General features: G+C 66.5%; 19 protein-coding genes and 1 pseudogene. 11 read left to right on the top strand and 9 right to left on the bottom strand.

Annotated features, from left to right (window positions below; genetic code table 11):
- Window positions 1-17 precede the first annotated feature (17 nt).
- The 6 genes from AB0I14_RS15330 to rraA all read left to right on the top strand — a co-directional run bounded on the left by AB0I14_RS15330 (window position 18) and on the right by rraA (window position 4,096).
- A complete protein-coding gene (locus AB0I14_RS15330) occupies window positions 18-704 on the top strand; it encodes a YcnI family protein (protein ID WP_358022607.1) in 687 nt (228 codons plus the stop codon).
- Window positions 701-1,207 carry a copper resistance CopC family protein gene (locus AB0I14_RS15325; protein ID WP_358022604.1) on the top strand — a complete coding sequence of 169 codons (507 nt, stop codon included), beginning with the start codon at window positions 701-703 and terminating at the stop codon, window positions 1,205-1,207. The genes AB0I14_RS15330 and AB0I14_RS15325 overlap by 4 nt, the downstream gene beginning before the upstream one ends.
- The gene (locus tag AB0I14_RS15320) at window positions 1,183-2,136 is read left to right on the top strand and encodes a CopD family protein (RefSeq protein ID WP_358022602.1); all 954 of its coding nucleotides are present in this window, start codon (window positions 1,183-1,185) and stop codon (window positions 2,134-2,136) included. Before AB0I14_RS15325 ends, AB0I14_RS15320 begins: the two co-directional genes overlap by 25 nt.
- A 99-nt stretch (window positions 2,137-2,235) precedes the next feature.
- Window positions 2,236-2,784 (top strand): hypothetical protein, encoded by a 549-nt coding sequence (locus AB0I14_RS15315; RefSeq protein ID WP_358022599.1) that lies wholly within the window; start codon window positions 2,236-2,238, stop codon window positions 2,782-2,784.
- 44 nt (window positions 2,785-2,828) lie between these two features.
- Window positions 2,829-3,596: a MerR family transcriptional regulator gene (locus tag AB0I14_RS15310; protein WP_358022596.1), complete on the top strand. Its 768-nt coding sequence runs from the start codon at window positions 2,829-2,831 to the stop codon at window positions 3,594-3,596.
- A 20-nt stretch (window positions 3,597-3,616) separates the two neighbouring features.
- Complete coding sequence (rraA, locus tag AB0I14_RS15305) at window positions 3,617-4,096, top strand: ribonuclease E activity regulator RraA (protein WP_358022593.1); 480 nt, start codon at window positions 3,617-3,619, stop codon at window positions 4,094-4,096.
- A 61-nt stretch (window positions 4,097-4,157) separates the two neighbouring features.
- Here the strand turns inward: rraA and AB0I14_RS15300 are convergent, their stop codons facing one another.
- Window positions 4,158-5,627, bottom strand: a complete 1,470-nt coding sequence (locus AB0I14_RS15300) for an NAD(P)/FAD-dependent oxidoreductase (protein ID WP_358022590.1) — start codon at window positions 5,625-5,627, stop codon at window positions 4,158-4,160.
- Window positions 5,628-5,705: 78 nt separating this feature from the next.
- Here AB0I14_RS15300 and AB0I14_RS15295 point away from each other — a divergent pair, with 78 nt between their 5' ends.
- Both AB0I14_RS15295 and dinB read left to right on the top strand, forming a co-directional pair.
- Window positions 5,706-6,347 carry a TetR/AcrR family transcriptional regulator gene (locus tag AB0I14_RS15295; RefSeq protein WP_358022588.1) on the top strand — a complete coding sequence of 214 codons (642 nt, stop codon included), beginning with the start codon at window positions 5,706-5,708 and terminating at the stop codon, window positions 6,345-6,347.
- 24 nt (window positions 6,348-6,371) lie between these two features.
- Window positions 6,372-7,610 (top strand): DNA polymerase IV, encoded by a 1,239-nt coding sequence (gene dinB, locus AB0I14_RS15290; RefSeq protein WP_358022585.1) that lies wholly within the window; start codon window positions 6,372-6,374, stop codon window positions 7,608-7,610.
- A gap of 14 nt (window positions 7,611-7,624) precedes the next feature.
- Here the strand turns inward: dinB and AB0I14_RS15285 are convergent, their stop codons facing one another.
- Window positions 7,625-8,056, bottom strand: coding sequence for a hypothetical protein (locus AB0I14_RS15285; protein ID WP_358022582.1), 432 nt, complete (start codon window positions 8,054-8,056; stop codon window positions 7,625-7,627).
- Between the two features lie 75 nt (window positions 8,057-8,131).
- Between AB0I14_RS15285 and AB0I14_RS15280 the strand changes: the two genes are divergently transcribed.
- Window positions 8,132-8,422 (top strand): YiaA/YiaB family inner membrane protein, encoded by a 291-nt coding sequence (locus tag AB0I14_RS15280; protein WP_358022579.1) that lies wholly within the window; start codon window positions 8,132-8,134, stop codon window positions 8,420-8,422.
- A 3-nt stretch (window positions 8,423-8,425) separates the two neighbouring features.
- Here AB0I14_RS15280 and AB0I14_RS15275 read toward each other — a convergent pair whose 3' ends face one another.
- Together AB0I14_RS15275 and AB0I14_RS15270 are read right to left on the bottom strand one after the other, a co-directional pair.
- Window positions 8,426-9,430: a PHP domain-containing protein gene (locus tag AB0I14_RS15275; RefSeq protein ID WP_358022881.1), complete on the bottom strand. Its 1,005-nt coding sequence runs from the start codon at window positions 9,428-9,430 to the stop codon at window positions 8,426-8,428.
- A 9-nt stretch (window positions 9,431-9,439) separates the two neighbouring features.
- Complete coding sequence (locus AB0I14_RS15270; protein WP_358022576.1) at window positions 9,440-9,817, bottom strand: DUF393 domain-containing protein; 378 nt, start codon at window positions 9,815-9,817, stop codon at window positions 9,440-9,442.
- An 80-nt stretch (window positions 9,818-9,897) separates the two neighbouring features.
- On the opposite strand from AB0I14_RS15270, the gene AB0I14_RS15265 reads away from it, so the two are divergent.
- Window positions 9,898-11,532: a SulP family inorganic anion transporter gene (locus AB0I14_RS15265; RefSeq protein WP_358022573.1), complete on the top strand. Its 1,635-nt coding sequence runs from the start codon at window positions 9,898-9,900 to the stop codon at window positions 11,530-11,532.
- On the opposite strand, the gene AB0I14_RS15260 is transcribed toward AB0I14_RS15265, so the two are convergent.
- Window positions 11,525-12,871 carry an NAD-dependent succinate-semialdehyde dehydrogenase gene (locus AB0I14_RS15260; RefSeq protein WP_358022570.1) on the bottom strand — a complete coding sequence of 449 codons (1,347 nt, stop codon included), beginning with the start codon at window positions 12,869-12,871 and terminating at the stop codon, window positions 11,525-11,527. The two genes, AB0I14_RS15265 and AB0I14_RS15260, sit on opposite strands and share 8 nt — an antisense overlap.
- A gap of 150 nt (window positions 12,872-13,021) precedes the next feature.
- On the opposite strand from AB0I14_RS15260, the gene AB0I14_RS15255 reads away from it, so the two are divergent.
- Window positions 13,022-13,873 (top strand): LLM class F420-dependent oxidoreductase, encoded by an 852-nt coding sequence (locus tag AB0I14_RS15255; RefSeq protein ID WP_358022567.1) that lies wholly within the window; start codon window positions 13,022-13,024, stop codon window positions 13,871-13,873.
- A gap of 471 nt (window positions 13,874-14,344) precedes the next feature.
- Here the strand turns inward: AB0I14_RS15255 and AB0I14_RS15250 are convergent, their stop codons facing one another.
- The 4 genes and pseudogenes from AB0I14_RS15250 to AB0I14_RS15235 all read right to left on the bottom strand — a co-directional run bounded on the left by AB0I14_RS15250 (window position 14,345) and on the right by AB0I14_RS15235 (window position 20,025).
- Window positions 14,345-15,688 carry a glycosyltransferase family 87 protein gene (locus AB0I14_RS15250; protein WP_358022564.1) on the bottom strand — a complete coding sequence of 448 codons (1,344 nt, stop codon included), beginning with the start codon at window positions 15,686-15,688 and terminating at the stop codon, window positions 14,345-14,347.
- A gap of 305 nt (window positions 15,689-15,993) precedes the next feature.
- Window positions 15,994-16,896, bottom strand: a pseudogene (locus AB0I14_RS15245) (nitrilase-related carbon-nitrogen hydrolase); the annotation flags it as partial.
- On the bottom strand, window positions 16,880-18,316 hold the full coding sequence (locus AB0I14_RS15240) for an amidase family protein (protein ID WP_358022561.1): 1,437 nt from the start codon (window positions 18,314-18,316) through the stop codon (window positions 16,880-16,882). The pseudogene AB0I14_RS15245 and the gene AB0I14_RS15240, both read right to left, overlap by 17 nt.
- The gene (locus tag AB0I14_RS15235) at window positions 18,316-20,025 is read right to left on the bottom strand and encodes an amidohydrolase family protein (RefSeq protein WP_358022558.1); all 1,710 of its coding nucleotides are present in this window, start codon (window positions 20,023-20,025) and stop codon (window positions 18,316-18,318) included. Before AB0I14_RS15235 ends, AB0I14_RS15240 begins: the two co-directional genes overlap by 1 nt.

Genomic DNA, 20,025 nt, shown 5'->3' with positions numbered 1-20,025 from the left:
CAGAAAGACACCCCCGAATGCAACCCTTCACCGGGGCGTCCTCGCGCGCCCTCCTCACGACCGCCGCGGTAGCCGTCACCGGTCTGCTCACCGCGGCACCGGCCTGGGCCCATGTCCACGTCGACGCCGACAATCCGACTCCGGGGACCACCTCGGTGCTCACCTTCCGGGTCCCCGGCGAGTCCGATACCGGCGCGCTGACAACACGTTTGACGGTCGACCTGCCTGATGTGGCCTCGGCCCGCACCGAGGTGATGCCGGGCTGGACCGCCAAGCTGGACCGTGACACCTCGGCGGGCACGGTCCGGACGGTGACGTGGACCGCGGCCCCCGGGGTGGGCATCTCACCCGAGCAGTTCGCCCTGTTCCGGGTGTCGATCAAGCTTCCCGACGCGGCGACGGCGAGCTTTCCCGTCACCCAGACCTACTCGGACGGCTCCGTGGTCCGCTGGGATCAGCCACCCCTGCCCGACGGCAGCGAGCCCGAGCATCCGGCACCGCAGTTGACGCTGACCGGCGGACCTCCCGCAGCGGGCCCCACCGAGCACGGCACCGAGGTGCCCGCGGCGCCCAGCAGTGCGCCCGCGCCGGTCGCGCAGCCCGCGGGCAGCGTCGACAACTCGGCCCGCTGGCTGGCCGGCGGAGCGTTGATCGTGGCGGCGGTCGCAGTGGTCGCCGGCCTGCTGAACCGGCGCCGGTCATGAGCCGGCTGCTGGCCGCCACCCTGACCGGGCTGATCCTGGCCTCCTCGGCGCTGCTCGGGGCCCCTGCGGCATCGGCGCACGCGGCCCGGATCGCCGCCGACCCGGCCGAACATTCCGCGTTGAGCAGCTCACCGCCGCGGGTGAGCGCCACGTTCAACGAGGCACTGCAGCCCGCCTTCGCCAACATGACGGTCGTCGGGCCGGACAACAACCTGTGGTCCGAGGGCGATCCGTTGGTGGCCGGCGCGGTGCTCAGCGTCGGGGTCCGTCCGCTCGGCCCGGCCGGTGCGTACACGGTCAACTACCGGGTGACCTCGGCCGACGGGCACGTGGTGTCGGGTTCCTGGTCGTTCGACCTGACCGTCGCCGGTTCGGGTACGCCGGGAGCGGCCGCGTCGTCGCCTGCGCAATCCGACGGCGGCATCGTGGTGTGGCCGTTCGTGCTGGTGGCCGTGGTGCTCATCGGTGGTGGAGCCTGGTGGGCGGTCCGACGCCAACGCTGACCGGGCGCGGGGTCGCCGGTGCGGTGGCGGCGGGCGGTGCCGTCGTGATCGCCACGTCGGTGGCCGCCTGGGCGCTGGCCTACCCGCACAGCCCGGTGGCCGGAGCAGTGGTCCGGGCCTTGGCTGACGGCGCGGCCATCGTCACCCTGGGCCTGTCCGCGGTGCCACTGCTCGAATCCGACCGCTACCGCGCCGAATTGAGCCGCCGGGCCGCGGTACCGCTCGGGTTGGTCGCGGCGATCTGGCTGCTGACCGAGGTCGTGCGGCTGACCGTGGAGGCGGCGCAGACCGCGGGCGTCGGGTTCTGGCAGATCGGCGTCCGCACCCTGACTGACTTCGGCCTCTATACGACCGCGGGCCGTTCGGGGCTGGTCGGTATTGCGGCCGCGCTGATCGTCGCCGGCGTGGCAATCCTGGCCCCGCGGGGTGCGACGACGACGGTCGCGACGGTCGGTCTCGCCGCGCTCGGCATTGCGGCCAGGACGCTGGCGGGGCATCTCTCGGAGAGCCCGGTCGGCGGCATAGCGGTGGCGGTGCACGCACTGGCGGCCGCGGTGTGGTGCGGCGTGCTGGCCGCGCTGGTGCTCACTGTGACGCACCGGGGTCAGTGGGCCAGGGTGTTGCCCAGGTTCTCGCAGTTGTCACTGTCATGCGTGGGGGTGCTGCTGATCGCCGGCGTGGTCGGGGCGGCGATCAAGTTGAACTCGCCCGCCGATCTGTGGGCGACCGGCTACGGCCGGGTGTTGGCGGCCAAGGTGGTCGTGACCACGGCCCTGTTGGTGTTGGCCTGGCACAACCGGTCGCATTGGCTGCCCGCGGCGCGGGCGCACCGCAGCAGCGCCACGCTGTCGCAGAACCGATCGTTGGTGGAATTGGGCATCATGGCAGTGGCGGTCACGCTCGCCGCGGCTCTGGCCGTCACGGGTTGACCGCTGCGGCGCCTGGCATGATGGGAAACACTGCCGGCCCCCGCCCACCGCGCCGGCCGAGCTGGCGCGGAACATCAGTTACTGCAAAGGAGCAGCCAGATGGCAGAGCAGCAGGATCAACCCGCCGAGAAGCCCGAAACCGCAGCTGAGTCGGCTGCGGCCGACGCGTCAACGGCCGGCGCAGATCCCGCTCCGCCCGCTGCGACCCCGGCCCCGGCCCCCAAGCCCGGACCTCCGCCGGCCAAGAAGGCTCCCGCGAAGAAGGCTCCGGCCAAGAAAGCAGCGGCGAAGAAGGCTCCGGCCAAGGCCGCCAAGAAGGCCCCGGCGAAGAAAGCTCCGGCCAAGAAGGCCCCGCCCGCCCCGCCTGCGGCTCCAGCCCCCGCCGCTCCAGCTCCCGCCGCTCCGCCCCCTGCCGAGCCGGCGCCCGCGCCCGTCATCCCCCTGCCGGATGTCGCCAAGGCAGCCAAAGAGGCTGCCGCCCAAGCCAAATCGACGGTCACCTCGGCGGCCAACCCGGTGTCGGGCCCGGTGCCGGCCCCACTTGCCGACAGCCCGTCGTCCAAACTCCCGCTGCTGGCGGCGGTGGCCGTCGGCGTTCTGGCCCTGCTCCTGGTTGTGCTCAGCCGCCGTAATTCCGAGGACAGCTGAGCACGGCTTGACCCTGACGCGACGTCAGGGTCGATAGTGGCCTGATGCAGGCGAATTCACAGACACGATCCGTTGGTGCGATTGCCGCGTTGACGGGTATCTCGGTGCGCACGCTGCATCACTACGACCACATCGGCCTGGTGGTGCCCAGTGTCCGCACAGCAGCGAGTTACCGCGGCTACACCGACGCCGATATCGAGCGTTTGCATCTGGTGCTGGTGTACCGGTCGGTCGGGATGGCCCTGGACGAGATCCGGGCCCTGCTCGACGCACCGGATTCCGATGTGCTCGCGCACCTGCGCCGCCAGCACCGCCTGCTGTGCGATCGGGCGGCACAGCTTCAGCAGACCATCAAGGCAGTGGAGGAATTGATGAGTGCCCACGACAGAGGAATTCAGCTGACCGCCGAGGAGCAGGTGGAGATCTTCGGTACCACCGCGTTCGGCCAGGAGTACGCCGAGGAGGCCGAACAACGTTGGGCGGATACGGAGGAATGGAAGCAGTCGCAGCAGCGCGCGGCGCAGCTCACCAAACAGGACTGGATCGAGCTGAAGGCGGAGAACGACGCACTGCTCGCCGCACTGGCCGAGGGTAAGCGCGCGGGTCTGACGCCAGGCTCGGCGCAGGCCGATGCGTTGGCGGCCCGGCATCGTGCCTCGATCTCCCGGTTCTATGACTGCAGCGACGACATGCACGTGTGTATCGCCGCCATGTATGTCGAGGACGAGCGGTTCACCCGCTACTACGACGATGCCGAGCCCGGGCTGGCCCAGTTCGTGTACGACATCATCGTGCAAAGTGCCGGTCGCTAGCGGGCTGCGATAATCGCCGGGTGAGTATCGAACCGCGCGCCACCGCTGATCTGGTCGACGAGATCTACCCCGACGTCCGTAGCTGCGACCTGCAGTTGCAGAACTACGGCGGCAAGACCGTGTTCGCCGGGCCGATCACCACGGTGCGCTGCTTCCAGGACAACGCGCTGCTCAAGTCGATCCTGTCCACCCCGGGCAACGGCGGGGTGCTGGTGGTCGACGGCGACGGGTCGCTGCACACCGCGCTGGTCGGTGACATCATCGCCGGGTTGGCCGCCGACAACGGTTGGTCCGGGGTGATCGTGCACGGTGCGGTGCGGGATGCGGCCGCGCTGCGCACGATCGGCGTCGGCATCAAGGCGCTCGGCACCAACCCGCGTAAGGGCACCAAGACCGGCGAGGGTGAGCGCGACGTCGAGGTCAGCTTCGGCGGCGTGACCTTCGTCCCCGGCGAGATCGCGTACGCCGACGAGGACGGCATCGTCGTCGTCACCCCCTGAACGCGAGCAGACGAGAAAGCCCCCCACTGCGCAGTGGGGGGCTTTCTCGTGTTCTGCCGTATTAAACCTTCACTGCGGCGCGGTGTTTGGTGAACATCAGCGACTCCTCGTCGACCTTGCCGTAGCGGATCGTGCGCATGTCGAAGAAGTAGTTCTGCTTGAGCTTCCACGGCGCTTCCGAACCCGACTTCGGCAGGGTGTCCATGGCCCGCCGGAAGTAGCCCGGGGTGAAGTCCATGAACGGCAGCTCGTCGACACTGCCACCGGGGTGCTGCGGCTCGACGCGGTCGAAACCGTTGGCGTCCATGTAGTTCAGCACACGGCAGATGAACTCGGACACCAGATCGGCCTTCAGAGTCCACGATGCGTTGGTGTACCCGAACGTGATGGCCATGTTCGGCACGCCGGAGAGCATCAGGCCCTTGTAGGTCATGCTCTCGGTCAGGTCGATCGGCTCACCGTTGCGGTACGCCACCGCGCCGCCGAACAACTGCATGTTCAAACCGGTTGCGGTGACGATGATGTCGGCCTGCAGCTCCTCACCGGAGGTCAGCTTGATGCCGGTTTCGGTGATGGTGTCGATGGTGTCGGTGACGACGCCGGCCTTACCGGAGCGGATGGCCTTGAACAGGTCCCCGTTGGGCGCCAGGCAGACTCGCTCGTCCCACGGGGCGTAGCTCGGGCTGAAGTGCTTGTCGTAGTCGAAGCCCTCGGGCAGGCGGCGGGTCCCCATCTTGCGCAGGAACTGCTTGAAGACTGACGGGAAGCGGCGCGCGACCTGGTACTGGCCGGTGCTGTATCCGATCTGCTTCCACCGGTTGACGAAGTGCGCCAGGTTCTTGGGCAGGTACTTGTTGGTCTTCACGGCCACCGGGTCGACCAGCGGCAGGGATCCGATGTAAGTGGGTGAGCGCTGCAGCATCGTGACGTGCCCGACGCCGCCGCTGACCAGCGACGGGATGAGCGTGATGGCGGTGGCACCGGAGCCGATCACCACGACGTTCTTGCCGGTGTAGTCCAGGTCCTCGGGCCAGTGCTGCGGGTGGATGATCTGGCCCTTGAAGTTCTCGGCCCCCGGGAACTCGGGCGAGTAGCCCTCGTCGTAGTTGTAGTAGCCGCTGCATACCGACAGGAACGATGCGGTGATCTGCTTGGCTTCGCCGTTGTGCTCGACGTCGACGGTCCAGCGGTTGTCGGCATCCGACCAGTCCACCGAGAGGACGCGGTGGCCCGTGCGGATGTGGTTCCTGATGCCGTTCTCGTCGGCGGCCTCGTTGATGTAGTTCCAGATCGACTGTCCGTCGGCGATGGACTTGGCCGACTCCCACGGCTTGAACCGGAAGCCGAGGGTGAACATGTCCGAGTCGGACCGGATGCCCGGGTATTTGAACAGGTCCCAGGTGCCGCCGATGTTCTCCCGGCGCTCGAGGATCACGTAGCTCTTGGTGGGGCAACGGTCCTGCAGGTGCCAGGCCGTGCTGATGCCGGAAATGCCGGCACCGACGATCACAACATCGAAATGTTCGGTCATGGGACCGACGGTATCAACATGGTGTTGAGTGGGTCAACAGTATGTTGATAAATTCAACGCGGTGTTAGGGTGCTGATCGTGACCACCTCCAGTACGACGCGCGCCCCGCGCGGTCGCCGCGCCGCCCGGCCATCCGGCGACGACCGCGAGGCGGCCATTCTCGAGACGGCAAGGCAGCTGCTGGAGACCAAGAAGTTCGCCGACATTTCGGTCGATGACCTGGCCAAAGGCGCCGGGATCTCCCGGCCGACGTTCTACTTCTACTTCCCGTCGAAGGAAGCGGTCGTGCTGTCGTTGCTCGATCCGCTGATCAAGCGCGCGGACACCGGTTTCGACAGTGCGCTGGAGGACATGCCGGCGGATCCCAGGCGGGCGATCCGCCGAGGCATCGAGATCTTCTTCAGTTCATTCGGGTCGGATCCCGCCACGGCACGCGCCGGGACCGAAGCACTCAGTAGCAGCCCCGAGTTCCGCGCGCTCTGGTCCGGGCTGATGCAGAAATGGATCAACCTGACCGCCGCGCTGATCACCGCCGAGCGTCAACGCAGCGCCGCCCCGGACACCATTCCCGCCATGGACCTGGCGACCTCGCTCAACCTGATGAACGAGCGGACCATGATGGCGGCTCTGGGCGCCGAACAACCCGCGGTCGCCTACGACAAGGTCGTCGACACCCTCGCCCACATCTGGTTGACCAGCATCTACGGCGACACTCGCTGACCCGTCCGCCATCTATGCGAACATATGTTCGTGTCGAATGGCGCCAGCGCTCACGCTCAATCGCATGCTCCGCAGGCGGGCATCCTGCACGCTGATCTCGATTCGTTCTACGCATCGGTCGAGCAGCGCGACGATCCAGCGCTGCGAGGCCGCCCGGTGATCGTCGGCGGCGGTGTGGTGCTGGCGGCCAGTTACGAGGCCAAGGCGTTCGGGGTCCGCACGGCGATGAGCGGTGGCCAGGCCCGGGCGCTGTGTCCGCAGGCCATCGTGGTGCCGCCGCGGATGTCGGCATATTCGGAGGCCAGCGGGCACGTGTTCGAGGTCTTCCACGACACCTCGCCGGTGGTCGAGCCGCTGTCAGTGGACGAGGCGTTTCTCGACGTGTCCGGGTTGGGTCGGGTGTCCGGCACTCCGGTGGAGATCGCCCGACGGCTGCGCGAGCAGGTCAGCGAGCAGGTGGGCCTGCCCATCACCGTCGGCATCGCGCGCACCAAGTTCCTGGCCAAGGTGGCCAGTCAGGTGGCCAAGCCGGACGGCCTGCTGCTGGTGCCGCCCGATCGTGAGCTGGCGTTCCTGCATCCGCTGCCGGTGCGCCGGCTGTGGGGTGTGGGCGCCAAGACCGCCGAGAAGCTCCATGCCCACGGGATCGAAACCGTCGCGGACGTGGCCGAGCTGCCCGAGTCCGCCCTGCGCCCCATGGTCGGCGGCGCGATGGCGCGACAGCTGTATGCGTTGTCGCGCAACATCGATCGACGCCGGGTGACGACGGGGGTGCGGCGCAGTTCGGTCGGAGCCCAGCGCGCACTCGGTCGGCGCGGCAACACCATGTCGGCCGCAGAGGTGGATGTCGTGGTGGTCAACCTCGTCGACCGCATCACCCGCCGCATGCGCGGAGCCGGGCGGACCGGGCGGACGGTCGTATTGCGCCTGCGCTTCGATGATTTCGGCCGGGCCACCCGATCGCACACCATGCCCCGGGCCACCGCCTCGACCGACGCGATCCTGGGCGCCGCCCGCGTGCTGGTCACTGCCGCCGCGCCGGTGATCGCCGAACGTGGGCTGACCCTGATCGGGTTCGCGGTCTCCAATATCGACCACCAGGGCAGCCAGCAGTTGGAACTGCCCTTTGAGTCAGAACCGGATCCGGTGGCCATCGACGGCGCCATCGATGAGGTACGTCAGCGGTTCGGCAACGCGCTGTTGACCCGTGGTGTACTGGTCGGCCGGGATCCCGGCTTGGAGATGCCGACGCTGCCCTACTAACAGAGTTGCGCGTACTAGACCAGTTGCGCGGCAACGAATCCGGCCAGCAGCACGGCGAACCCGCCGATCTCACCGACGATGAGTGCGATGGTCCCGGCGTGCAGTGCCGCGGTGGGCTGTTCGAACTGGTTGGTGGTGTCCTGCCTGGCGCCGTGCTCGATGTAGACGATGATTGCGCCGACGAAGAACAGCACGAGCACCATCGCCGCGGTGAGGTTCACCCAGGTGGGCCAGGCGCTGAGTTCGACGAACACCGCAACCAGCAGCGTCGCGAACGAATACAACAGGGCGGCCCGGTGGGCGATGTCGACGTACGGATGGGCCAGATGGTTCTCCCTGGTGGCCATCTGCTGGTACTTCCACACCCCGAGCACCAGCGCCAACAGGAAGATCAGGCCGGCTGCCAGCAGGGTGATGACGGTGTCGATCCCGAGATCCGCATGCATCGCGTGAGCTTAGACCGAAGTGTTTTGAGTATTCTCACGCATCCGGCCAATCGCGTTCTACGTCAGGCTCGGGGCATGATCGCACTCAACGACAGCTCGAAAGTCACCGCCGCATTCTCACTTCAGGCCACCATCGCATTCGGGGTGAGTTTCCTCGGCGTGCTCGGTGGAATCTTCTTCTTACCGATCGATTCCTGGCAGAGGATGTTCCTGGGGATGTCCGTCCTGTTCCTCGTCACCAGTGCCTTCACCCTGGCCAAGGTGATCCGCGATCAGCAGGAGGCCACCACCGTCCGGGTACGTCTCGACGAGGCGCGCATGGAAAGGCTTCTCGCCGAGCATGATCCGTTCACCTCGGGCACCTGAGCCTCAGCCGGCGGTCCACTCGAGCAGCTGCTCGGCCGGCCACGTATTGACGATCCGTTCGATCGGCACCTCGGCATCCAGGGCCCGCTGGGCTCCGTAGCCGAGGAACTCCAGCTGGCCGGGCGCATGGGAATCGGTGTCGATGCTGAACAGGCAGCCGATCTCCAGCGCCAGGTTCAGCAGCCGGGTCGGCGGGTCGCGCCGCTCTGGGCGGGAGTTGATCTCGACGGCGGTGCCGTGGTCGAGGCACGCCCTGAAGACTTTCTCGGCATCGAACTTGGACTCCGACCGCACGCCGCGCCCGCCGGTGACCAGACGTCCGGTGCAGTGCCCGAGCACATCGGTGTGCGGATTCGACACCGCTTTGACCATGCGGCGGGTCATGGCCGCCTCATCCATGGCGAGTTTGGAGTGCACGCTGGCCACAACTACGTCCAGGCGTTCCAGCAGTTCGGGTTCCTGGTCCAGCGATCCGTCCTCAAGGATGTCGACCTCGATGCCGGTGAGGATGCGCATCGGGGCCACGAGTTCGCGGAATTGTTCGATGACGTCGAGTTGCTCGCGCAACCGTTCCGGTGACAGCCCGTTGGCCACCCGCAGGCGCGGTGAGTGGTCGGTCAACGCACAGTACTCATGGCCCAGGTCGCGCGCGGCCAGCATCATCTCCTCGATCGGGGCGGATCCGTCTGACCAGTTGGAGTGCACGTGCAGGTCGCCCCGGAGCGCAGCGCGCACGTCGCCGCCACCGAGATCCTCAGCCGCCGAGCGCAGTTCGACGAGGGTTTCGGGTTCACGCCCGGCCCAGGCCTGCGCGATCACCTTCGCGGTCTTGGGACCCACGCCCGGCAACGACTGCCATCCGTTCGACGCGCCCAGCCGTTCCCGCTGCGCGTCGGTCAGCCCTTCGACGACGTCGGCCGCATTGCGGTAGGCCATCACCCGCCGGGGATCTTCCCGCGCGCGGTCCTTGTAGTACGCGATCTGGCGCAGTGCGGTGACCGGATCCATGGGCATCGTTCAGCAATCACCCGGCCGCGCCGCGCAGTGCGGCGTCGCGCCGGGGAACCGGTAGCGATGGTTCGCCACCCAGCGGTAGGCGCCGTTCTGCAGCTGCCGCACCCCGGGAATCCGGTACACCCCCAACGGAATCCGGGTCCCCATCCCGGCCGAGAGCGCAGCGTTGATCGCTTCGGCGCCGCGGTAGACATCCCCCGACGAGTCCTGCCACCACGCCGCTTCGGTGAGCTGATCGGCTGTCACACCGAGCCGCTCGGCCGTGCCCGGCCGTTGAAACGGCTCGATGTGCAGGTCACCGGTCCGTTGCCGCCGCATCAGGGAGTTGACGCTGCGGGTGCACATGCCGCAGTTTCCGTCGAAGTACAGGACGCCGCTCATACCTTCAGTGTGCCCAGCATTTGCGATGCCGTACAGTGGATTGCGAAATCGTTCAATCCATAAATCCGTCAGGCAATACCGTGATCAGGACCGCCGCCGGCACATTCGGCCGGCTACTGCCCCATCGCGACGACTACGCAGGACTGCCACGCTCGTGGCGCCGTGACGTCCTCGCCGGTGTGACCGTCGGTGTGGTGGCACTGCCGTTGGCGTTGGCGTTCGGGATCAGTTCCGGGGTCGGAGCCGCCGCAGGATTGGTCACGGCAGTGGTGGCAGGCCTGGTCGCCGCTGTATTCGGCGGTTCGCATGTGCAGGTGTCCGGCCCGACGGGGGCGATGGCGGTGGTCCTCGCGCCGATCGTCGCGCAACACGGTCTCGGCAGCATCGCATTGGTGACCGTCGCGGCGGGCCTCGTGGTGCTGGCCGCCGGGGCCACCGGTCTCGGCCGGGCCGTGACATTCATTCCGTGGCCGGTGATCGAGGGGTTCACCCTGGGCATTGCGACGATCATCTTCCTGCAACAGGTCCCAGCCGCCTTCGCGCAGCAGGCCCCGGCCGGTGAGCGCACGCTCCCTGCCGCGATCTCGGTGGTCATCGAGGCCGACTGGACAGCCGCCGCGAAAACCCTTGCAGTAGTGGCTGTTGTCGCACTCCTCATGGTCATCCTGCCCCGGCTCCATCGCGCCATCCCCGAATCGTTGACCGCGGTGATCGTGGCCACCGTTCTGGTTTCTGTGCTCCACCTCCCGGTCGCCGCGATAGGTGAGTTGCCGTCCCACCTACCCACCCCGGTGTTACCCCACGCCGACCTCGGCGCATTGCGCACCCTGTCGGGTGCCGCGCTGGCCATCGCCGCACTGGCGGCCATCGAATCGCTGCTGTCGGCGCGGGTCGCCGCGACCATGTCGCCCACCGGACCGTACGACCCCGACCGTGAGCTGGTGGGGCAGGGTCTGGCCTCGGTCGCCTCCGGAGTCTTCGGCGGCATGCCCGCCACCGGCGCGATCGCCCGCACCGCGGTCAACGTCCGGTCCGGCGCCAGGACGCGGGTGGCGGCGATCGTGCACTCGTTTGTCCTGCTCGGCGTGGTGTATCTGGCCACCGGCCCGGTGTCCACGATTCCGCTCGCCGCGCTGGCCGGAGTCCTGATGGTGACGTCGTTCCGGATGATCTCGGCGGTCACGATCCGGAAGATCCTGCGCTCCACCCGATCCGATGCGTTGACGTTCACGCTCACCGCCGCGGTCACCGTGTGCTTCGACCTGATCGAAGCCGTGGAGATCGGCGTCGTCGTCGCCGCGTTCTTCGCGTTGCGTTCGGTAGCGCGGCGCAGCAGCGTCGTTCGCGAAGAGCTCCCCGGTCCACCCCAGCCCGGCGACGACCAGATCGCCTTGCTGCGCCTCAACGGCGCGATGTTCTTCGGTGCAGCCGAACGCATTTCGAGTGCAATCGTGGACGCCGACCATCCGCAGACGTCCGTCGTCATCATCCGAATGTCGCAACTCGGCATGCTCGACGCCACCGGCGCGAACACCCTCGCGGAGATCGCCACCGAACTGGAGTCACGCGGAATCACGGTGATCATCAAGGGTGTTCGCCCCGAACACGCCGAGTTGTTGACCAACGTCGGCGTGTTCGAGTCACTGCGACACGAAAATCACTTGCTCGATTCGCTCGACGAAGCGATCGAACACGCGCGCACGCACGTCAGCTGACCGTACGGATCAGCTTCTTGTTCACGAACTCGTCCATGCCGAACTTGCCCAGTTCGCGTCCGAAACCGGACCGCTTGATGCCACCGAACGGCAGCTCGGCCCCTTCGGCGCCAACGGCATTGACGAACACCATGCCCGCATCGATCCGGTCAGCCACCCGGGCGGCCTGATCGGCGTCGGTGGTGAAGACGTAAGAACCCAATCCGAACGGGGTGTCATTGGCGATCGCGACCGCCTCGTCTTCCGAGCCGGCCTTGTACACCACGGCGACCGGGCCGAACAGCTCCTGGCGGTAGGCGTCGTTGTCCTCGGTGACGCCGGTGAGCACGGCGGGCGGGTAGAAGGCGCCGCGGCGCTCACCTGCCGACTTCAGCTCGGCACCCTGCGCGACGGCGTCCTTGACCTGTTGCTCGAGCCTCTCGGCGGCCAGCTCCGAGGACAGCGGTGCGATCCCGTCGGCGGCGGCCAGCAGCTTGTCGGTGAACTTGGTCAGGAAGTCGTCGTAGATGTCCTCGGCGACGATGAACCGCTTGGCGGCGTTACAGGCCTGCCCGGTGTTCTCCATCCGCCCCTCGACGGCCGCTTGCACGGTCGCGTCGAGATCATCGGTCGACAGCAGGATGAACGGATCGGAGCCTCCGAGTTCCAGCACGCACTTCTTGAGGTTGCGGCCGGCGATCTCGGCCACTGCGGCACCCGCCCGTTCGGAACCTGTCAGCGACACCGCGGCCACCCGGGGGTCGGCGATGATCTCGGCGACCTGGTCGTTGGTGGCACGGATGTCGACGTAGGCGCCTTGCGGGAGCCCGGCCTCCAGGAAGATCAGCTGCAGGAGCTCGGCGGATTCGGGGCACTGCGGGGCGTGCTTGAGCAGAATTGTGTTGCCCACGATCAGGTTTGGGCCGGCGAAGCGGGCCACCTGGTAGTAGGGGTAGTTCCAGGGCATGATCCCGAGCAGCACGCCGACCGGGCCCCGCTTGACCACTGCGGTGCCTTCGCCCTCGAGCAAGGTGATCTCCTCGTCGGCGAGGAACTTCTCCGCGTTGTCGGCGTAGTACTGGTAGATGGCGGCGCTGAAGTCGACCTCGCCGAGGGCCTGGTCGCGCGGCTTGCCCATCTCACGGACGATGACGTCGGCGAGCTGTTCGCGGCGCTGCTCGTGCAGGGCGGCGACCTTACCGATGAGTGCGGCCCGCTCGGCCACCGTGGTGGTACGTGCCCAGGTACGGCCGGTCTTGGCAGCAGCCTCGATCGCGGCCTGGATCTCGGCGTCGGTCGAGGTCGGGTAGGTGGCGACCACCTTTGCGGTCGCCGGATCGGTGACTGCGTACTCACTCATGTTCACTCCCAGATGGTCTGATCGCGGGATTCCGCATATTTCCCTGCCTGAGACTACCGATTGCAGCGGCCAAATGGCACAGAAGATACGGAATCAGCACGGCCGGGATGGTCCGGAATGAATGCCGCAACGCGACTAGTTTGTGATGACGTGCGCTTCGCCTTCAAAACATCCCCGCAGAACACGCCCTGGGCCGACATGCTTGCCATCTGGAAAGCAGCCGACACGATCGACGTCTTCGAATCCGGCTGGACGTTCGACCACTTCTATCCGATCTTCTCCGACCCATCCGGTCCCTGCCTCGAGGGCTGGACGACGCTGACCGCGCTGGCCCAGGCCACCGAGCGGTTGCGGGTCGGGGTGCTCGTCACCGGTATCCACTATCGCCATCCCGCCGTGCTGGCGAATATGGCTTCGGCACTCGACATCGTCTCCAACGGTCGCCTCGAGCTGGGCATCGGCGCCGGCTGGAACGAGGAGGAGTCGGGCGCCTACGGAATCGAACTGGGCTCGATCAAGGAGCGCTTCGACCGGTTCGAGGAGGCCTGTGAGGTTCTGAAAGGACTGCTGACGCAGGAGACGACGACGTTCGACGGCAAGTTCTACCAACTCAAGGATGCGCGCAACGAGCCCAAGGGCCCGCAACAGCCGCATCCGCCGTTCTGTATCGGCGGCAGCGGTGAGAAGCGCACGCTGCGCATCACCGCGAAGTACGCCGATCACTGGAACTTCGTCGGCGGCCCACCCGAGGAGTTCGCCCGTAAGCGCGACGTGCTGGCGGCGCACTGCGCCGACCTCGGCCGCGATCCCGAGGAGATCACCCTGTCGGCGCACGTGCGTCTCGGTGAGGATCGCGATTACGCGAAGGCGGTCGACGAAGCTGCGGCGTTGGGCGCCGAGGGCCTGGACCTGGCGATCATCTACCTGCCGCCGCCCTACGATCCGGCCGTGCTGGAACCGTTGGCCGAGGCGATCAGGGATTCGGGTCAGCTCACCATCTGACACATACAGCTACGCCCTCGGACCGGCGCTTTTGCGTCGATTCGAGGGCGTCGTGCGCTGTGACGGATACCCGTCAAACCCCGAAGCGAAGTAGCTCGTCTGCCGTGGCCAGGCGTTCGTTCTTGGCCGGGAACTCACGGCTCTTCATCGGATGACGGAACAATGACCAGGCAATACGACCCATCCGTGACCGACTGATCGGATTGATGTACACGGTGATCACTCCTGCGAATTACTGGTTGCTGTACCCGTAGTTCTACGTTACCGCAGCACTCTCACCACGTCATTAAATACCTGACATCCGGCAAACAGCGCGAGGCACGCCGCACAAAAATCAGATGTTTCTAATGAGACTAATGTGGCAAACGAGGCAGTGAAATTCGGCATTTCCGAGACGTGGATCACATTTCAGCGCTGGTCAGCACACCCACGTGCTGTGATGCAGGACACAACAGTTAATTAAGAAATCTCTCAACTCTGCTTCGTTAGACGCGCCAGCTCCTCATCGAGGAACTCCGGCGGGTAGTCGTCGATGTCGTCGGACGTCATGGAGATCTCGTCCGGATCGTCGCCCTTCGCCGTCGCGCTCAGCCGCAGCCAACTCACCGCAGCGATCACGAAGCACACGAACGTCAGCGGGTACCAACCGCTCGCGAGCTGGCCGACCCAGAACCGCCTCAGGTCCAGAAAGTTCCAGTACACGCCGCTGAAGTACATGGTGGTGTGATTGCGGCCGGGCCGGTGCAGCGTCCACATGAAGGTCATCGCGAGCAGGCCGGCAGCCCGGTAAGCCCAGCCGCGGGCCCACTGACCCTGCGTCGTACAGGCTTTCGCGACGAGCCAGAAGATCGCGGGCGCGAACCACACCCAGTGCGCCGCCCAACTGAACGGCGATACCGCGCAGCCGGTCAGGCCCACCAGCACCACGGCCAGCGCACGTTCCCCTCGTCGGTGCGCCCACGTCGCGATGGCGAGGCAGGCGGCAAGCACCAGGAGGCTCATCACGATCCACAGCCATTCCGGCCGCGGATTCGGCGCGAAGTACCGGGCGAGAAATCCGTTGATCGACTGGTTCGCCAGGTGATCGATGGAGCTGATGTGGGCGGTGTCGCCGAGGTGGCTCCAGAACCAGGCGCTGTCTCGCGGTAGGAGCGGCCAGGTGAGCGCAGCGGTCGCGACGAAAGTGATTGCGGCAGTGGCCGAGGCACGCCACTGCCGGGTGAGCAACAGATATGGGAGGAACACGAGCGGCGTGAGCTTGATGCCCGCGGCCAGGCCGAGTCCGATCCCCCGCCACCGGGCCTGATCGGGGCGCAGCAGATCGAGCATCACCAGCGCCATGAGCAGGACGTTGATCTGTCCCCACCACAACGTGGCCTGCACCGACTCTACATCGATGACGATCACCGCGAGCGCGGCGCTCATCACGCCGAGCCGCAGATCTGCGCGGATTCCGGCCAGGCGCAGGATGCGCCACGCGATGAGCGCGAGCAAGCAGATCGAGAGCGCCAGCAGAACGTACTTGGCGACATCGAAACCCAGCCAGGCGAACGGCGCGAGGGCGAAAGTCGCGAACGGTGGATAGACGTACCAGGCGCCGCGCAGCGCCGGTTCCTGGTACAGGCTTCTGCCGTCCCAGGAAGCGTGCACCGCCGCGCGATAGGTATCCAGGTCGAAGTTGTTCTCGGTCAGCCCGAAGAAGTGGGTACCGAACGGAACCAGGTGGTTGTGCACCACCACCGCCAGGACAGCCACCAATACCGCACCCGCGACGAGGCGTCGTCTCAGCCTCACCTCTACACCCCCGCTACGCACCGTGGCAACATTTCCAGAGCGGGACAATCCGCGACAGGGTGCCCCACCCCAGCCGATTATTACGCTCGTCGGTGAGGCTGGATGCCTGCGCCGGGGAAGCTGTGCGCCGGCGCGGTGTAGGTCCCGCGGGCGATCAGTCGCGAGATGTTGGCCCGGTAGATCTCGTCGGCTTCCGCGTGCGGTACCGGCTCGTGGTCGAGCCAGAGGTTCTTCGGGTGGATCGGTTCGTCGTACATGCGGCGGAAGACCTCGGTCCGGAGGTCCTTGAGCCAATTCGAGTTCAGGTTCATCACCCGGAATTGGCGCAGGGCCTCGATGTCCACCACGCCTGCCACGACCGAGTTGTGTCCGGAGACCGTGCGGCCGAGTACTGCCCCGTTGTAGTCCACGATGTGCGAGTTGCCACCGGCGATGTCGAAGGCGTGCGCTGCGGTTTGCGTGGCATACACGGGGCCGGTGTTCGGGCAGATCATGTAGAGGCTGTTGAAATGCGCGTGAGCCCGGTTCTGCAGCAACCACGTTCCACCGGGGTCGGGGCCGGCTTGGGTCATGGGCACGGCTTCGCTCGGCCGGTACACCACCTCGGCACCCTGAAATGCCAACGCGCGTACCGCTTCCGGGTACTCGCCGTCGCTGCAACAGATCGTTCCGATCACACCGATGTCCGGGGTGCGCAGCACGGGATAGAACGCGTCGAGCCCGTCGCCGAACAGTTCGACCCAGCGGTCGTACACGTCGTGTGGCGTGCAGGAGCGTTCGCGGCACCAGACGTGATTCTTGGTCGCGCGATGGACCACTTCCCCTGCCGGCGAGATCACGATCATCGAGTTGAAGTAGCGATCCGGCATGACCTCCGGCCACCTGGCCTTGCATTGCGCGATGAGGTAGACGCCGAGCTCCCTGGCAAGGGCACCGAGACGATCGGTCTCGGGTCCGGGGATGTCGATGAACATCTCCCGCGCGGCTTTCACGTGTGGCACATCGAACGCCTCATCGCCGAAGCCGGTCAGGGCGCCTTCGGCAAGGGCGATCAGTTTGACCGGCAGGTTGATCGAAACCGTCGATACCGCAGCATGAATGGTGTCCTCGATGACATCGAGGTTCGCCTGGATCTGCGATCGCTGTTCGATGTTTCGGACCACGGTCGAAAGACCCACGGCCAGATAGGGCGCGATGGGCAGCCTGCTCTCGTCAGCGGCCACCGGCATTCACCCCCGGTGCCCGGTCAGCCCAGGGCATGGCCGTCTCCAATTGGGACGCAACGGCGATCAGGGTGCCTTCGCCGCACATCGGCGCGGCCAGCTGAACACCGACCGGCAGTCCGGAGCGGGTCCACCCGAGCGGCAGACTGATCGCCGGCCCACCGGTGACGTTGAACAGTGGGGTGAAGGAACACACTCCGAGTAGTTTGCGCATCCACTGCTGGGGCGTGAGCGACGCGTCATCGGAATCGAGTTCACCCAACTTGAGCGGCGGTTCGCTCAGCGTGGGCGTCAGCAGTAGATCGTATTCGGTGAAAAACGTTCCGACGGTGCGGGAAACGCGATTGAAGACCGTGAGTGCTCCACCGAGTTCGGTCGCTGTGACGCGGCGGCCGTGGTCCGCGCAGGCCAGGGTCGTCGCCTCGAGGTTGTGCGGACCCGGTGTCGTGCCCAACGCCGCAGCCAGCGCGTCGATGCCTTCGGCCAGGGACACACCCCACACCGGCAGGTTGGCGTCGACGAACTGATCCCAGTCGAAGTCCGGTGAGTCCGGCCTGACGTGGTGCCCCAGGCCTTCCAGTACCGCCCCGACGGCAGCGACCGCGTCGGCCACCTCTTCGTCGACCGGGTCCCCGGACCACGATTCGGTGTGGATCGCGATACGCAAGCGCCCTGGATCTCGGCCGAGCTCCTCGAGATAGGGCCGGGCGGGGTCACGAATGATGTACTTGTCACCCGAGGCCGGCCCGCTCACCGCGTCGAGCAGGGCTGCGCAGTCGCGCACGGACCTGGTCAGTCCGAACTCGGCACCCAGTCCGGACAGCGGTTCGCTCGCGTCCGGTCCCACGGGTACCCGACCACGACTCGGCTTCAGTCCCACCAATCCGTTGGCGGAAGCGGGAATTCGGATCGATCCGCCGCCGTCGGTGGCGTGGGCGATCGGAAGAGCGCGGGCGGCGACGAGTGCCGCAGAGCCCCCGCTCGAACCTCCGGCACTGCGTGTCGTGTCCCAGGGGTTTCGCGTTGATCCCTGGGTGACCGGTTCGGTGTTCCCGTTGAACGCGAACTCTGGGGTGGTGGTGAGTGCCACCGCGCCCAGCCCGGCGGCGCGGAAGCGCGTCATCAGTTCGGTGTCGTACGGAAACGCCACGCCGTGCCCAGCCAGCCGGCTGCCGAAGCGCGTCGGCACTCCGGCGGCATGGATGGCGAAATCCTTGAGCGCGAACGGAACCCCGCGGAACACCCCGTTCCCGTCACAGTTCAGCGATTCCGACCAGGGCCCGTCGACCACGGCATTGAGCTTCCGATTGACCGCCTCGATCGCACCGCGGGCCGTGTCGTGCACTTCGGCGACTGAAACCTGCCTGTCGCGGATCAGCTCGGCGAGCCCCGTCGCGTCGCACTTCGTGTACTCGTCTGGTTTCATCAGAGCCCGCCGTCGTCGTGAACAACGTTGCCCGCCAACATGGTCCGGTGGACGCGAGTGTGTTTCATATCTTCGATATCGCACGTCGACGGATCGCGATCGACGAAGATCAGATCGGCGTGGTTGCCTGGCCGAACGGAGCCGATGCCGCTCCAGCCGAGGATCTTCGCAGCGCTCGTCGTCCACATGGCAAGTGATTCCATGCGGGTGATGACTTGATCGGGCCCGTCGTTGCGAAGATCGGTGCCCGCGATCTCATGCGTCTGCGCGAGTGCGATCTGCTCCCACGGGCTCTTCGGACCCCAATCGGATCCGCCGGAGACATCGAGACCGGCGTCCAGCAGGCGCCGCAGCGGCACCATGTCGCGCCATACGTGCCGTCCGATCCGTTCGTCGTACATCGCGCCCTTGCCCCAGGCGAATCCGACGGATGTGGTGATCTGAAAGCCGAGGGCCTTGTACCGGCGCACATGGTCGGGACTGATCGTGATGGCGTGCTGCAGAATCCAGTTCTTGTCCCGGAAGTCATGCTCGGCGACGACCCGCTCGGCGATCTCGAGGAAGTCGTCGTGCTCCCGGTAGGAACCGATGCAGATGTTGGCCCTGATTCCGTTCTCAGCACAGAAACGGACGAACGACTCTTCCTTTTCGAGCGACACGAACCGATTTCCCTTGGTGGGCCTCCCGAACGGATCCGCGTAGGTTTCGTGCATCGCGAAATGACCGGCGAAGCAGGGCCCGCCGGGACTGATCGTCATCCCGGCGATGCGGAACATATCGTCGGCGGTATCAGAGGACTGTGGCGCAAGCGATTTCAACCGTTCGTCGAAATCGGGCAGTGACAACGGTTCGAAGGGATAGAAGATCACCGACTCGACGTCGAACGTCGCCTGAACGCGCATGGTGAGCAGCCCGGCAGCGCGGAGATGCTGATACATCTGGAGGTGGATCGGCTCCATCGCGTGGCCCTCGTACAGCGCGGTGACGCCACGAGCGGAAAAGCGGGCCATCTCGTCGAGCACACCGGGTACGGCGTGCTCGGGATTGAGCGGAGGGAGCTTGAGGAGGATCTGGCCCCAGAACGGGTCGTAGGTGTAGTAGTTGTTGACCGGTCCCCGCAGGATGCCGGTCAACCGGCCGGCCTCGTCCTTGTCGAGCTCGACGTCGCACACCTGGTCGGGGATGAAGTCCGACAGCCCGACCGCGCGCAACCCGGCGCTGTTGAACGCCACGATGTTCGGCGTCCTGGGCGCCCAGGCCTGGATGAGCACCGGATGGTCGGTGGTGGCCAGGTCGAGGGTGTGACGGTCGGGCAGGCGGCGTTCGGCGAGGTCTCGCCACGACCTTCGGATGAAGTAGTGGGCTTCACCGACCGGAGTACAGATGATCCATTCGCCGGGAGGAGTCTCGGCGGCGCGGGCCCGGATCCGCACGACGATGTCGGCGTGGTCCACCGCGTCGCTCAGGTCGACGAGGCCGCCGCGCAAGGCGCCGAAGTGCATGACGTGGGGATGCGTGTCGATCAGCCCCGGCATCACCACCGCGCCGCCGGCATCCATGATCTGGACGTCCGGACCCGCGGACTCTGACAGCGCCTCGAAGCTACCGACGTCGAGGATCACGCCGTCTTCGATGAGAACGGCCTCCGCGCTCGGCCGTGCCTCGTCGAAGGTGAGGATCTTCGCCGCCCGGATGATTGTTCTGCTCAC

This window comes from Mycobacterium sp. NPDC050441, assembly GCF_040655355.1.
GTDB lineage: Bacteria > Actinomycetota > Actinomycetes > Mycobacteriales > Mycobacteriaceae > Mycobacterium.
Note: the sequence above shows the minus strand (reverse complement) of the source record. Positions and strands in the feature narration are given on the sequence as shown.

Bases quoted from the DNA above. Each gene is read 5' to 3' on its own strand.
- AB0I14_RS15330 (WP_358022607.1), top strand. From the start codon at position 18: ATGCAACCCTTCACCGGGGCGTCCTCGCGCGCCCTCCTCACGACCGCC.
- AB0I14_RS15325 (WP_358022604.1), top strand. From the start codon at position 701: ATGAGCCGGCTGCTGGCCGCCACCCTGACCGGGCTGATCCTGGCCTCC.
- AB0I14_RS15315 (WP_358022599.1), top strand. From the start codon at position 2,236: ATGGCAGAGCAGCAGGATCAACCCGCCGAGAAGCCCGAAACCGCAGCT.
- AB0I14_RS15310 (WP_358022596.1), top strand. From the start codon at position 2,829: ATGCAGGCGAATTCACAGACACGATCCGTTGGTGCGATTGCCGCGTTG.
- AB0I14_RS15300 (WP_358022590.1), bottom strand. From the start codon at position 5,627: ATGACCGAACATTTCGATGTTGTGATCGTCGGTGCCGGCATTTCCGGC.
- dinB (WP_358022585.1), top strand. From the start codon at position 6,372: ATGTTCGTGTCGAATGGCGCCAGCGCTCACGCTCAATCGCATGCTCCG.
- AB0I14_RS15285 (WP_358022582.1), bottom strand. From the start codon at position 8,056: ATGCATGCGGATCTCGGGATCGACACCGTCATCACCCTGCTGGCAGCC.
- AB0I14_RS15280 (WP_358022579.1), top strand. From the start codon at position 8,132: ATGATCGCACTCAACGACAGCTCGAAAGTCACCGCCGCATTCTCACTT.
- AB0I14_RS15275 (WP_358022881.1), bottom strand. From the start codon at position 9,430: ATGGATCCGGTCACCGCACTGCGCCAGATCGCGTACTACAAGGACCGC.
- AB0I14_RS15270 (WP_358022576.1), bottom strand. From the start codon at position 9,817: ATGAGCGGCGTCCTGTACTTCGACGGAAACTGCGGCATGTGCACCCGC.
- AB0I14_RS15260 (WP_358022570.1), bottom strand. From the start codon at position 12,871: ATGAGTGAGTACGCAGTCACCGATCCGGCGACCGCAAAGGTGGTCGCC.
- AB0I14_RS15240 (WP_358022561.1), bottom strand. From the start codon at position 18,316: ATGAAACCAGACGAGTACACGAAGTGCGACGCGACGGGGCTCGCCGAG.